Raw genomic sequence first — 13,432 nt, 5'->3', positions numbered from 1 at the left:
TCAGTCTCCTCCCCCCAGGGCGGGACGCCGGCCGGCATCGCGAACCGCCGCGCGGAACCGGGCGAACCATCCGGCGAGCCGGCGGACGGGAAACGGGCGGGCCAGCTCGGCCCAGCTCCCCTCCAGGGCTTCGGCGAGCAGCCCCTCGTCGGCGTGGATGCCGGCGCCGGCCAGCAGCCGGCCGGCCCGCGCGGCGACCGGGGCGGCCCACCCGGCCCCGGCCCTGCTCCCGGCCCTGCTCCCGGCCCTGTTCCCGGCCCCGTCCCCGGCCCCGTCCCCGGCCCCGGACAGCACCAGCAGCACGCCCTGGTGGCCGCCATCGGCGTGCCGGACGCCCCAGGAGGTCTGCAGCAGCAGGTCGTCGTTGGTGCGCACCGCCGTCCCGTACCGGCCGCGCGCGGTGCGGTACCGCCCGGCGGTGGTGATCTTCCGCAGCAGGGACCGCTCCCCCGCCCGGGCGAAGTGCCCGACCAGCCGGTGCGCCGCCAGCTGCTCGCCCGGCGGCAGCTCGCGCCCGTCCAGCCAGGCGTACGGCGGCCGGCCGCTCTCGTACTCGGCGTAGACCAGCCGTAGCCGGGCGCCGCGCCCGCTCACAGCAGGCTCCGCACGACGCTCTCGGCCAGCTCCTCGGCGGCCGGCCGGGTGGCCAGGCTGCCCGCCACCACCCGGGTCCGGCCGGGGGCGCCGATCGCGTCGATCACCTCTTTGAGCTGCTGCCACACCTGCGCCTGGTACTCCTCCGGGCCGAGGGACGCGTGCCGGGGGTCCTGGTCGGTGTGCGTCACGACCAGCACCACCCGGTCCGCCTCCCGGCCGTAGCGCTTGATCCGGTAACCGTCGTCGATGATCCGCACCCACTCGTCGGCGTGCCCGTGCTCCGGCGGGCGCCGCTCCTCGGCGTACAGGTGGTTGGCGTCCACCAGGTAGATGATCGCCTTGGCCGCCTTGACGTCGGTGCGGAAGTTGAACATCGTCTCGTCGCGGCCGGAGATGTCCACGCCGTTGCGGAAGATGAACTTCTTGTTCACCAGCAGCGTCTTCTCCCCGGTCTCCACCTTGATCGTGCGGACCGTCTCGGGGTTGAGGCTGGTGCGCGGGAAGTTCGCCGACCAGTTGCCCATCCAGGTGTTGAGCAGCGTCGTCTTCCCGGTCAGCGCCTGCCCCAGCACGATGATCTTCATGGGCCGGCGGACCTTCCGCACGAACAGCGCGGTGCCGATCGCGCCCGCGCCCGCGACCACGGCCGCGGCGAGGATCCCATACACCGTCGGACTCCCTCCTTCGACCGGTGTGCGTGCCACCAGCCAACCCGCGCCGCCGCCGCGCCACCTCGTCGAAAGATGAGATTCCGGCCGGCCGCGCCCGGTGGATCCGGCCGGTCCGCCCGCCGCGTCCGTCCACCAGATGAGCGGGACGGATCCCCGCGTAGACCGCAGGCTCCAGGGCGGCGTGCCGGACCCGTGCGCCAGGTCCGTTCACCGGTCCCGGCGGGACCGGCCGGCGGGCCGGGGCAGCGGGCCTGGTCAGCGGGCCGGCGGCGCGGTGCTGGCCCGGACCACCAGGCCGCAGGCCAGCTCGACCCGGTCGTGCTCGGGCCGCTCCCCGGCGGCCATGGCCAGCACCAGACCGGCCGCGGCGGCGCCCATCTTCGCCAGCGGCTGCCGCACCGTGGTCATCGGCGGGTCGGCCCACCGCGCGAGCGACACGTCGTCGAAGCCCACCACGCTCAGGTCCTCCGGCACCCGCAGGCCGGCCCGCAGCGCCGCCTGGTAGGCGCCGAGCGCCTGCAGATCGTTCGCCGCGAACACCGCGGTCGGCGGGTCGGGCAGCGCCAGCAGCTCCACCGCCGCCGCCCGGCCGCCCTCCACGTAGAGCGGGCGGCGGCGCAGCAGCGCCGGCTCGACCGGGACGCCCGCGGCCTCCATCGCCGACCGGTAGCCGTCCTGCCGGGCCCGGCAGCACAGCAACTCTCCCGGTCCGTTGATCATGGCGATCCGGCGGTGGCCCAGCTCCAGCAGGTGGCGGGTGGCCAGCAGGCCGCCGTTCCAGTTGGTCGCGCCGACCGAGGGCATGTGATGGTCCGGCTCGCCGTACGGGTCGACGGCCACCACCGGGATGGCCCGGCTGGCCAGCCGCTCGTGGTCCCGCTCGCTCAGCATGGCCGACACCGCGATCACCCCGGCCGGGCGCCGGGTGAGCACCCGGTCCACCCACTCGCGGTTCGGGGTGTGCCCGCCGCGCATGTCGGTGAGCGCGACCGTCATGCCGGCCTCGCGCACCGTCTCCTCCACACCCTGGATGATCTCCAGGGCCCACAGGCTGTCCAGCGCCCGGAAGAGCAGCTCGACCATGGTCGCCGGCTCGGCCCGCTCCGGGCGCCGCTGCCAGCCGTGCTCCCTGATCAGCTCCTCGATCCGCCGCCGGGTCGCGGTGGACACCCCGGCATGGCCGTTGATCACCTTGGACACGGTGGGCGGGGAGACGCCGGCCATCTCGGCGATCCGGGCGACGGTGATATCGCGGCGGCGGCGGGCCGTCCGCGCGGTCGGGTCGGGGACGGTCACGGTGCGCAGTCTACGCAGACCCGCGAACCGTTCCTGAAATATTCAGAACCGTTCGTCCGGCGCACCGGGGTGAGCTGCGACGTTTCCCCGCCCGGTGTTCCGGGCCTGTCTCCGGCCGGTCGCGCGGCCCCATGATGCCGCCACCAGCAGACGTCGGAGGTTCACATCATGCAGTCACCAAGGCGGCCCCGCCGCCGCACGGTGGTGTCACTGGCGCTCGCCGTCGCCGCCGCATCGTTCGCGGTGGGCGCGGCGCACGGCGCCCAGGCCGCGGCCCGGCCGCCGCTCGGCCAGAACATCAAGGTCAACCAGGTCGCCTACGCCCCCGCCGAGGCCAAGCAGGCCACGGTGATCAGCAACAGCGGGTCCCCGCTGGCCTGGACCCTGCTGAACGGGTCCGACCAGGTGGTGGCCAGCGGCACCACCACCGTGTTCGGCCAGGACTCGCCGTCCGGCGACAGCGTCCACAAGATCGACTTCTCCGGGTACACCGGGACCGGCACCAACTACGTGCTCACCGTGGGCAACGAGTCCAGCCGGCCCTTCGACATCGGCACCGACGCCTGGAAGAAGCTGCCCTTCGACGCGCTGGCGTTCTTCTACCACCAGCGCAGCGGCATCGCGATCAGCTCGCAGTACGTGGGGAACCAGTACGCCCGGCCCGCCGGCCACGTGAACGTCTCGCCCAACCGCGGTGACAACAGCGTTCCCTGCCGGACCAGCTGCGGCTACACGCTGGACGTGCGCGGCGGCTGGTACGACGCCGGCGACCACGGCAAGTACGTCGTCAACGGCGGCATGTCCGCCTGGCAGCTCGTCAACATCTACGAGCGCGCCAAGTACGCGGCCGGGGCGAGCCCGGCGGCGTTCGGCGACGGCACCATGGCCATCCCCGAGCGGGCCAACGGCGTGCCCGACGTGCTGGACGAGGCCCGCTGGGAAATCGACTTCATGCTCAAGATGCAGGTGCCGGACGGCCGGCAGAACGCGGGCATGGTGCACACCAAGATCACCGACCAGGCGTGGACCGGGCTGCCGATGCGGCCCGAGCAGGACCCGCAGCCCCGGGTGCTGTCCACCCCGTCCACCGCCGCCACGCTGAACCTCGCAGCGTCCGCCGCGCAGTGCGCCCGGGTCTGGACCGGCATCGACGCGACGTTCGCGAACCGCTGCCTCACCGCGGCCGAGAAGGCCTACGCCGCGGCCAAGGCCAACCCGTCCATGATCGCGCCGGCCAACGACGACCAGGGCGGCGGCGCCTACTCCGACAACAAGCTCACCGACGAGTTCTACTGGGCCGCCGCCGAGCTGTACGCCACCACCGGCAAGCAGAACTACCGCACCGACCTCACCGGCTCGCCGCTCTACTACGGCAAGAGCTTCACCGGCGACGGCCCGTCCTGGCCGGAGGTCGCCCCGCTCGGCGACATCACCCTCGCCCTGGTGCCCAACGGCCTCACCTCGTCCATCGGCCCGGCGCTGCGCGACCGGTTCGTCAGCGCCGCCGACTCGCTGCTCAGCTCGATGCGCGGCCAGGGCTACCCGGTGCCGTACGCGCCGACCGGCGGCGGGTACGTCTGGGGCTCCAACAACGCGGTCATGAACAACGCGGTGGTGCTCGCCCTCGCCTACGACTTCTCCCAGCAGGCCCGGTTCCGTGCCGGGGTGTTCGAGACCATGGCCTACGCGCTGGGCCGCAACCCGCTCGGCCGCTCGTACGTCACCGGGTACGGCGACCTGCCCGCGCGCAACGTGCACCACCGGTTCTGGGCCAACCAGTCCGACGGCTCGCTGCCCATCGCCCCGCCCGGCGCGCTGGCCGGCGGCCCCAACAGCGCCCTGCAGGACCCGGTCGTCCAGGCCCAGCTGGGCGGCTGCCGGCCGCAGAAGTGCTACCTCGACGACATCGGCGCCTACTCGGTGAACGAGGTCGCGATCAACTGGAACGCGGCGCTGGCCTGGGTGAGCGCCTGGACCGCCGAGAAGGCCGGCGGCCCCACCCCCACGCCGACCCCCACCCCGACCCCGACGCCTACTCCCACGCCGACTCCGACTCCGACGCCTACTCCCACTCCCACTCCGACCCCCACGCCGACGCCGACCCCGACGCCCACGCCCACCCCGACCCCCGGTGACCAGGGGTGCACCGCCACCTACGCCGTCACCAGCCAGTGGCCGGGCGGCTTCGGCGCGACCGTCACGGTGAAGAACACCGGCTCGGCCCCCATCAACGGCTGGACGGTCACCTGGACCTTCCCCAGCGGCCAGACCATCACCCAGCTGTGGAACGCCTCGCACACCGTCAGCGGCGCCACCGTCCGGGCCACCAACCTGTCCTGGAACGGCTCGCTCGGCGCCGGGGCCACCGCCTCGTTCGGCTTCAACGGATCCTCGACCGGTAGCAACACCACCCCGTCCCCGGTCACCTGCACGGCCGGCTGAACCACCCGGGCGCGTGCTCCCGGGCACGCGAAGGAGGGCGCCGGACTTCCCCGGCGCCCTCCGCCGTTCCCGACCCGGAGCTCACCAGGTCCACCGCCGTGCGCTCGACCTTCCGCTCACCGGGTGCCGGCGGGATCCGGCGTCGTCGGCGCCGGGGCCGCGCGGGTGGTGCCGGGCCCGCGCGCCCCGGTGCCGGGCCTGTCAGGGCACGATGTCCGCGCCGCCGACCCCGGCGCCGGCGGCCGGCGGGGTGGCCGAGGCGGATCCGGCCGAGTAGCTGTACGACGGACGCGAGACCGAGCCGTCCGCGCGCAGCCAGTCGCTCATGGTGCTGCCGCTGGAGTTCGCCCGGGTGATCGTGGCGATGTTGTAGTAGTTGCTGGACGCCCAGGTCAGCCGGGTGTCACCGAAGTCCTCGGTGATGGTCTTGGCGCCCTTCACGTAGTTGCTCTCGGCGTAGATCCGGCCGCCGACGCCCAGGCCGAGGAAGTAGTCGGTGACGCTCACGTAGTTGGCGTACCCGTGCGCGTACCCGAACCGCACCCGGGGGTGCCGGGTGTTCGACCCGTCGAACCAGTTGTGGTGGTAAGTGACGTTCAGGTAGCCGGTGTCCTGCGCGGCGTTGCCGTCGCTGTGGCCGAGCAGCATCGACTTGTCGGTGCCGACGTACCGGTTGTAGGACACCGTGGCCAGGTCCGAGCCCCGCTTGATGTCCACCGAGCCGTCACCGGCCGGGTAGAAGGTGTTGTGGTCCACCCACACGTGGTGCGAGTAGCACTGCATGTTGACCGAGTCGTCCGGCGAGTTACGGAAACTCAGATTCCGGATGATCACGTTCTGCGTATGGGTGAACCGGTCCCGCTCCGCCGGATCGCAGATGTCACCGCCCCAGGCCACCTCGTCCGGTCCCCAGCCGTTCACGTCGAACCCGAATCCGCTGATCGTGGCGTTCGTACCTACCCCGATGATGGTCTTGTTCGACCCGACGTCCAGCATCTCGGCTCCGGTGCCGGTGATCGTGCCGGACACCTTGACGATCCGCGGCGCGTCGTCGGCGACCGCCGCCGCCAGCTGCGCGTAACTGGCGACGGTCACGGTCGGCCCGCCCGCCCCGCCGTTGGTGCCGGTCCGGCCGTACCCGCTCGTCGTGGCGAACCCGACCAGGCCGCTCGCGCTGCCCGGCGGGCTGGTCGGCGTGGACGTCGGCGTAGGTACCGGGGTGGGCGTCAGGTTCGGGCCGGTCGGGGTGGGCGTCGGCGTCGGCCCCGGGCCGCTCCCGGTCTCGAAGGCCCACAGCTTGCTGGTCACCGAGTCGCACGAGTTCTGCTGGAGCAGCGCTCCGGCCGCGGTGGAGCCGTCCTTGACGTTCAGGCACTTGCCGCCGTTGGCGTTCACCACCCGATACCGCTCCCCGGACGCGGTCAACGTCCAGGTCTGGGACGCGGCACCGGTGCAGGCCTCCTGCTGGACCGCCTTGCCCGCCGAGGTGCTGGCGTCCCTGACCCCGAGGCACCTGCCGCTGTGCGCGGCCACCAGCCGGTAGCCGCCGCTCACCGCGGCCAGGGTGAAGGTCTGCCCGGCGGCGCCGGAGCAGGCGTCCTGCACCAGCTGGACCGCGTCCCCGGTGCTGCCACCCGGCACCGCGGCGCACAGGCCGCTGGCCGCGTTGACCAGCCGGTAGCTCCCGCCGGCCACCGGCACCGCGGCGGACGCCGGCAAGGACGCCGCCACCGCTCCGGCGGCCAGCAGCACGCCACCGGCCAGCACCGCGCCGAACCGCGTGGCCGCCCTCCTGGTTCCTGCCATGGTCAGGGCTCCTCCTGTTCATGTATGTGAATCGCATTCATCCTCATGAACGTTGCCCGACCGTAGACACCACCTCTCCGCCCGTCAAGCGCCTTATCGCCCCGTCCCGACCTGTGGTGCGATCCCGCACCTCACCATCGGGGCGGCCCCCGCCATCGCGGGCCGCACCGGAAACTTTCAATCGATCAACCACCCGGCGCACCTGCCGCGGGCGCGGTCCCCCGGGATAGCCTTCCGACCATCACCCAGGCGAGGAGACCCAATGGCCGACGACTTGTCCGTCCCGCGCCCGGCGTCCGGCGGTGCCGGGCCGGTGGAGATCGACACCTCGGTGCCGCACTCGGCGCGGATCTGGAACTACATGCTCGGCGGCAAGGACAACTACCCCGCCGACCGGCAGGCCGGCGACCGGATCCGCGAGATCTTCCCCGGCATGGCCGACGTCGCGCTGCACTCCCGGCACATGCTGCGCCGCTGCGTGCGCCACCTGGCCGAGGAGGCGGGCATCCGGCAGTTTCTCGACATCGGCACCGGCCTGCCCACCGTCGACAACACCCACGAGGTAGCCCAGCGGGTGGCGCCCGAGTCGCGGATCGTCTACGTCGACAACGACCCGCTGGTGCTGGTGCACGCCCAGGCGCTGCTCACCAGCACCCCGCAGGGCGCGACCGACTACATCGAGGCCGACGTCCGCGACCCCGAGCTCATCCTGCGCGAGGCGGCCCGCACGCTGGACTTCACCCGGCCCACCGCGCTCATGCTGATGGGCATCCTCGGGCTCGTCCCCGACTACGACGAGGCGCGCTCGGTCGTGGACCGGCTGATGGCCGCGCTGCCGTCCGGCAGCTACCTGGCGCTGTACGACGGCAGCGACACCGACCCCGACTACGTCCAGGCCCTGAGCACGCACAACGCCCGCAAGGGCGTCACCCCCTACACCCCGCGCAGCCCGGAGCTGATCGCCGGCTACTTCACCGGCTTCGACCTGGTGGACCCCGGCGTCGTCCCGGTGACCCACTGGCGCCCCGACCCCTGGGACACCCCCCGCGACATCGCCTGCGCCGGCGGCCTCGCCCGCAAGCCCTAGCCCCGGACACCGAAACGGCCACCGCCCGCCCCGGCCGGCCTGACCCGGCGCGGCCGGCCGGCTGCGCACGCCCGGCCCGGCCAGGTGCGCGCCCGGTTCCGGCGCCGGATGCTCCGGCGCCGGAACCGCCCTGGGAGTCGGTGACGCGACGGGATCAGCGCGCGCCGGCGCCGCCCGTCACGACGGACTTCACGCTGGAAGCGCTGTCCAGCGTGTACGAGTACGGAATGGACGCGACGCTGCCGCCCGTGTCGCCGGCCCCGGAGTTCACCTTGTAGTTGTCCCGGGCCACCAGGCTGCCGCCCGGCGAGTCGCCCTCACCCCGGTGGTAGGGGTCCTTGACGTTCTCGAAGTAGTTACCCTCGACCAGCACGCCGGCCTCCATCGTGGACGCCACGCCGTACCCGCTGTTGTTGTAGTAGTAGTTGTTGAACACGTGCACCGGGTTGCCGAACCGCACCCGCGGGTGCCGCTGGGTGGTGCCGTCGAACCAGTTGTGGTGGTACGTCACCCGCAGGTGCCCGCGGTCCTCGCTACCGTTGCCGTCGTCGTGGCCGAGCAGCATCGTCTTGTTGTGGCTGAACACCTTGTTCCACGACACGGTGACGTAGTCGCTGCCGCGCTTGACGTCGACGGCGCCGTCGTACCCGTTGGACAGCGTGTTGTGGTCGATCCACACGTTCTTCGAGTACTGCACGTTGATCGCGTCGTCGTCCCAGTTCCGGAAGTTCAGGTTCCGGATGATGACGTTCGACGCCTGGTTCACGTTCAGCCCGCAGCCGACGATCGCCGCCCCGGAGGCGCCGACGATGGTCTTGTTCGACCCCACCTTCAGCATGCCCGAACACGAGATCGTGCCGGACACCTGCACCACCGAGGCGTTGGTCCCCTGGATGGCCGAGGTCAGCGCCGAGGCGTTGTTCACCGTCACGGTGCCGGCGCCGCCACCGCCGGTGGTCCCGCCGTTCTGCGTCGCCCAGCCGACCAGGCCGCTCGGCGGTGGCGGCGGGGTGGGACCGTGCGTGGGCGTCTGGGTGGGCGACTGGGTCGGGGACTGCGTCGGGCCGGGGCCGCCGACGTCACCGGTGCAGGCCACCCCGTTCAGGGTGAACGCCGCAGGCACCGGGTTGGCCGAGCTCCAGCTCCCTTGGAACCCGATCGACACGCTCGCACCGGTGCCGAGGGACCCGTTATAGGAGACGTTGGTGGCGGTCACCGCCGCGCCGCTCTGGGTGAAGCTCGCGTTCCAGCCGCTGGTCACCTGCTGCCCGGCGCCGAAGGACCAGCCCAGCCGCCAGCTCGACACCGCGTCCCCGAGATTTGTGATGTCGATGCTCGCGGTGAACCCGCCGGCCCACTGCGAGCCGATCGTGTACTTCACCGCGCAGCCCGCGGCGGCCGTCGCCGCCCCGGACGTCGCCGCCACGACCCCGGCCGTGGCCGCCACCATCGCGGCGGCCGCCGCCAGGATCGACCGGCCCTGCTTGCTCGATGCCATGCCTGACTCCCCTTCCAGGAGGGCATGCGGGACCGGACGGCACCGGACATTGCGGAGTCTCTCCGCCGGCCCCGGGACGGCGACCGATCGGCCTCGCGTAAGGATTCGCCACGAAAGTACGGGCATCTCCGGTTAACCGGTCAACAACGCCTTAACGTAAGAGCCGCGAACCCTTCAGCCGGGCAGCATTCGCCCTGGTAGCAGCCCGAGACCACCGAACCGCCATTTGTAAATTTCAGCCCCCGCCGCCGGTGCCCCGGCACGGCCGACCAGCCATGCCCTGCGGGACGCCCGCTTTCACGGGGTGTGCGTAATGCCCAACCATTCGGCGACGGTCAGCGTCAACGCCTCACGCGGCACCCGCAGGGGCAGAATGTGCGGGACGACGAGCAGGTTGTCGTCCGCGCCGACGTGCACGGACGCGACATCGGTCCGCCCGGAGCAGGTGTCCATCATGGTCCCCCATCCTGGCAGCCCTCACCGACAATTGGATCTAGCCAACGAGCCGGACGGCAGCAGAATTTTGACCCCTCGTAGGAGCGATGAAGACTGGAACATACTGCAGCCCAAGGGGACGCTCTGGAAGCTGCGACCCCTCGTAGGGGCGATGAGGACGCAGCTCAAGACGCGCGTCGCGGCCGGCGAGCTGTCGTAGTTGCGACCCCTCGTAGGGGCGATGAGGACCCGGACGCCGCGGTGGTCGACGGGCCCACCGTCACCGCGTTGCGACCCCTCGTAGGGGCGATGAGGACGACGAAACCCACATCTACCACGGCCAGCACATCGGTTGCGACCCCTCGTAGGGGCGATGAGGACGCAGGTCATCACTCATCGTCGGCGCCTCCCCAGCGCTGTTGCGACCCCTCGTAGGGGCGATGAGGACTGGACGTACTTCGCGACGGCCGGCACCCCGTACAGGCGTTGCGACCCCTCGTAGGGGCGATGAGGACCCCAGGGTAAAGAACCTGGTTGGGGCGCCTTGCGATGGGGTTGGGCGGCGGTGTTTTGCAGTGGACCTCCGGTTGTGCAGAATACCCCGGAGGTTCGCTGCAATTCCATAATCATAAAGGCGTCGCGACGGGCCTTACGTGTTCCTGTTGGTGTCCCTCCGACCCCGCTATGACGGTTCGCATGCCGCGGGCTCCGGACGGGAGGTCCGGCGGCGGGGTGTCGCCGAGGTCTGGGTCTCGGTCCAGTCGAGGCCGGCCTGGACGGCGAGGTGGACATGGGCCCGGACGAAGGTGGCGGCCTTCGCTTCGTCGTAGGAGAAGGTGCGCGCCGTCCACGGGACGACGCCCTCGCCGCCTCGGGTGTCGGCGGCGCAGATCCGTGTCAGGAGGGCGCGGTACACGGTGCCTTCCGAGCCCTGGATGAGCTTGGTGACGGCGTGACGGGCGTCGGACTGATCTTCCGCTTCGATCAGCAGCTCCTCTGGGGTCTGCGGAGGGTTGATGAGATCTCCGGTGGCGGCGTCCTTGTCGATGTGGACGGCGACGTTGGCGATGTAGAAGTCGCGGCGTACGGCGCGCAGCCGGTCGAAAGCCGCGCGCAGCAGTTGCCAGGCGGCCGGCAGGTCGAGGTCGTACTGGTCCAGCAGGCGGCGAGGGATGGCGTACGGGTCGGTCGCGCCGCACCGGAGACGCTCGATCGCGTCGATGAGCAGGTCCAGGGCGGCGGGGTTCTCCCGGAGCGGCGTGGCCCAGCGGCTGGCGGTGAGGTCGCGACGGGGGTGGGCCGCACCGCCGCGGCTGATGGCGTCGGCTCGCCGGGTCTCTGCCTCCAGCTTCTGCAACGGGTAGTAGACGAGCTGCGCGCGGGCGGCGCGCAGGCCGGCCGGTTCGCCGTCCACCGGCCGGTTGCGGAGCCGGCGAATGGATCGTTCCCAACCCGCCGGGTCGGCTACCAGCGAAGTCATCCAGCGCACGGCGGGCTCCATCTCGTGGACGGTCTCGCCGGTCCGGGTACGTGGTGGACGACCGTCAGTGGCCCGTCCGAGCCGCTCATAGCCGGCCAACATTCGGTCGTGAATGTCGGATACGCAGTCGTCACAGAGGTATCGCCGGTCGATGCCACCGCAGGGGGCTCCGTTGTGCCGGGCCCGCCGGAGGGGCACGCGTGCGGCGTCCCGCATGGCCGGGAACACCAGCGAGTAGTAGGCGCTGAAGGCGACAGGGTGCGACGCGGCGGCGAAGTTCATATCGGACCCCTCCGAGGCATGCGGAAGAACACCCTAATACTCCAGCCGCACGTGGAGATCTCGGGTTGATGGAGGCCGGGACGTGAGACGGCCACCGCTGTGATCATGTGGGTGTGTTGGAACCATATGACCGGTGGTGGCCGTGCCGTCCACTGTAGTGGAGATCGACCCGTCGGTTTGGGCCGATGGGCTGGAGGAGCTGTTCGCGCAGGTGGTGGCCTCCTGCTTCGGGAGGCGTGAGCCACGGCTGCGGGCTCGGGGCTATCTGGGGGGCCTGCTGAGCTCGCTGGAGCGCAAGAACGGCTGGTCGCTGGAGGAGTTCGCCGGTGATGCGACTCCGGACGGGATGCAGCGGCTGCTCAATCACGCCCGGTGGGACGCCGATGAGGCGCGGGACGCGTTTTGGGCCCAGGTCGCCGAGCGGATCGGTTCCCTTGCCGGTGTGCTGGTGGTCGACGATACCGGTTTTGAGAGGCAGGGCCGGGTTCGGCGGGGGTGCAGCGGCAGTACACCGGCACCGCCGGGAAGATCACCAACTGTCGGATCGGGGTGTTCTGCTCGTATGTGACCCCTGATCGGCAGCGGGTGCTGATCGACCGGGAGTTGTACCTGCCCGAGTCGTGGTTCGGTGCCCCTGATCGGCTGGCCGATGCGGGGGGTGGCGGCCGGGACGGAGTTCGCCACCAAGCCGGAGTTGGCATGGCGCATGATCGAGCGGGCCGCCGATGATCCGCTGCTGGTGTTCGGGTGGGTGACCGGGGATGAGGTACGGCGACAACCCCACGCCTCGTGCGCGCTGCCGGCGGCGGGGCCTGAATCACGTGTTCGCCGTCTCGCGGGCTCATCCGCTGGTGGTCGCGGGTGTCAAGACGCGAGCCGATCGTGCTTTCGCCGCGGTGGGAGCCGATGCCTGGCAGCGGTACTCCTGCGGGCCGGGGGCCAAGGGCGAGCGGTTGTACGACTGGGCGTGGATCGGGCTGGGCGTGCGGGAGTGGATGCTCGCCCGGCGGTCGATCACCGACCCCACCGATGTGGCCTTCTACCGCTGTTATGCGACGCGTCCGGTCGGCTTGCCCGAGTTGGTACGGGTCGCGGGGTCCAGATGGAGTGTGGAGGAGTGCTTCCAGGCAGCCAAGAACGAGGTCGGCCTGGATCACTACCAGGTCCGTAAGCACATCGCCTGGTATCGGCACGTCACCTTGGCGATGGTCGCCCACGCCCATCTGGCCTTCCTTGCCGCGGCGAGCCCACCTGCCACTTCGCGAGGTGATCATGGCTAGGTCCACGACGGCCCCGCCACACAGGGGGCCCAAGACGAACGGACAATCAGCAACCAACAGTGCGAACAAGGATGATCCCGGCGAGCTGATCCCGCTCACCGTCAACGAGATCCGCCGCCTGCACGCCCACCTGAACCGGCCCCGCCACCCTGCCGGGCACCGCATCCACTGGTCACACTGGCGAGGCCGCCACCAAGCACGTGCTCGCCGCTGCCACCACGACCGCCAGCGGCAACGCCTCATCGATCACTAAATGCGGCTGGAGTACTGATGGGGTGATCTTGCATAAGTCGGTCTCGGACGTTTCCGAGGCTTCTCAGACGGAGGACGACGACCGGCCATGGACCCGTCCACGGTCGAACCGGACGAGACGGCGATAGCCCTCGAACGCCGCGTCTCGTTGATACAGGATTCATCGCCTTGCCCGCGAGATCCTGCCACGGCCTGATCACGAGGTCATCGCCCCTCCGCGTCCATCCCTTGCTGCAACACGCCCCAGGACCGTACCGGCCGGTCAGATGCATCCTCCGGGCTTGAGGGGGGATCACGGGATGCGCC

At 71.2% G+C, this 13,432-nt stretch carries 9 protein-coding genes, 1 pseudogene and 1 CRISPR repeat array; of the genes and pseudogenes, 3 read left to right on the top strand and 7 right to left on the bottom strand.

Going from position 1 to position 13,432, the window contains the following annotated elements; genetic code table 11:
• From Sru01_RS08270 to Sru01_RS08260, 3 genes are all read right to left on the bottom strand, one after another.
• The gene (locus Sru01_RS08270; protein WP_203983288.1) at window positions 1-594 is read right to left on the bottom strand and encodes a hypothetical protein; all 594 of its coding nucleotides are present in this window, start codon (window positions 592-594) and stop codon (window positions 1-3) included.
• The gene (locus tag Sru01_RS08265) at window positions 591-1,265 is read right to left on the bottom strand and encodes a Rab family GTPase (protein WP_203983287.1); all 675 of its coding nucleotides are present in this window, start codon (window positions 1,263-1,265) and stop codon (window positions 591-593) included. The genes Sru01_RS08270 and Sru01_RS08265 overlap by 4 nt, the downstream gene beginning before the upstream one ends.
• Before the next feature lie 258 nt (window positions 1,266-1,523).
• Window positions 1,524-2,564 carry a LacI family DNA-binding transcriptional regulator gene (locus tag Sru01_RS08260; RefSeq protein ID WP_239137111.1) on the bottom strand — a complete coding sequence of 347 codons (1,041 nt, stop codon included), beginning with the start codon at window positions 2,562-2,564 and terminating at the stop codon, window positions 1,524-1,526.
• 168 nt (window positions 2,565-2,732) lie between these two features.
• On the opposite strand from Sru01_RS08260, the gene Sru01_RS08255 reads away from it, so the two are divergent.
• Complete coding sequence (locus tag Sru01_RS08255) at window positions 2,733-5,006, top strand: glycoside hydrolase family 9 protein (protein WP_203983286.1); 2,274 nt, start codon at window positions 2,733-2,735, stop codon at window positions 5,004-5,006.
• A 201-nt stretch (window positions 5,007-5,207) separates the two neighbouring features.
• Here the strand turns inward: Sru01_RS08255 and Sru01_RS08250 are convergent, their stop codons facing one another.
• Entirely contained in the window at window positions 5,208-6,812 is a 1,605-nt protein-coding gene (locus Sru01_RS08250) for an RICIN domain-containing protein (protein ID WP_203983285.1), read from the bottom strand.
• Between the two features lie 262 nt (window positions 6,813-7,074).
• Between Sru01_RS08250 and Sru01_RS08245 the strand changes: the two genes are divergently transcribed.
• Window positions 7,075-7,899 (top strand): SAM-dependent methyltransferase, encoded by an 825-nt coding sequence (locus Sru01_RS08245; RefSeq protein WP_203983284.1) that lies wholly within the window; start codon window positions 7,075-7,077, stop codon window positions 7,897-7,899.
• 154 nt (window positions 7,900-8,053) lie between these two features.
• Here Sru01_RS08245 and Sru01_RS08240 read toward each other — a convergent pair whose 3' ends face one another.
• From Sru01_RS08240 to Sru01_RS08230, 3 genes are all read right to left on the bottom strand, one after another.
• Window positions 8,054-9,397: a pectate lyase family protein gene (locus Sru01_RS08240; protein ID WP_239137109.1), complete on the bottom strand. Its 1,344-nt coding sequence runs from the start codon at window positions 9,395-9,397 to the stop codon at window positions 8,054-8,056.
• A gap of 297 nt (window positions 9,398-9,694) precedes the next feature.
• A complete protein-coding gene (locus tag Sru01_RS08235; protein WP_203983283.1) occupies window positions 9,695-9,853 on the bottom strand; it encodes a hypothetical protein in 159 nt (52 codons plus the stop codon).
• A gap of 64 nt (window positions 9,854-9,917) precedes the next feature.
• Window positions 9,918-10,347: a CRISPR direct-repeat array (repeat unit 30 nt; unit sequence GTTGCGACCCCTCGTAGGGGCGATGAGGAC).
• Window positions 10,348-10,514: 167 nt separating this feature from the next.
• The gene (locus Sru01_RS08230; RefSeq protein ID WP_203983282.1) at window positions 10,515-11,594 is read right to left on the bottom strand and encodes a hypothetical protein; all 1,080 of its coding nucleotides are present in this window, start codon (window positions 11,592-11,594) and stop codon (window positions 10,515-10,517) included.
• A gap of 163 nt (window positions 11,595-11,757) precedes the next feature.
• Between Sru01_RS08230 and Sru01_RS36550 the strand changes: the two are divergent.
• Window positions 11,758-12,874 (top strand): annotated as a pseudogene (locus Sru01_RS36550) (IS701 family transposase).
• Window positions 12,875-13,432: the final 558 nt, after the last annotated feature.

Source organism: Sphaerisporangium rufum, assembly GCF_016863395.1.
Lineage (GTDB): Bacteria > Actinomycetota > Actinomycetes > Streptosporangiales > Streptosporangiaceae > Sphaerisporangium > Sphaerisporangium rufum.
Note: the sequence above shows the minus strand (reverse complement) of the source record. Positions and strands in the feature narration are given on the sequence as shown.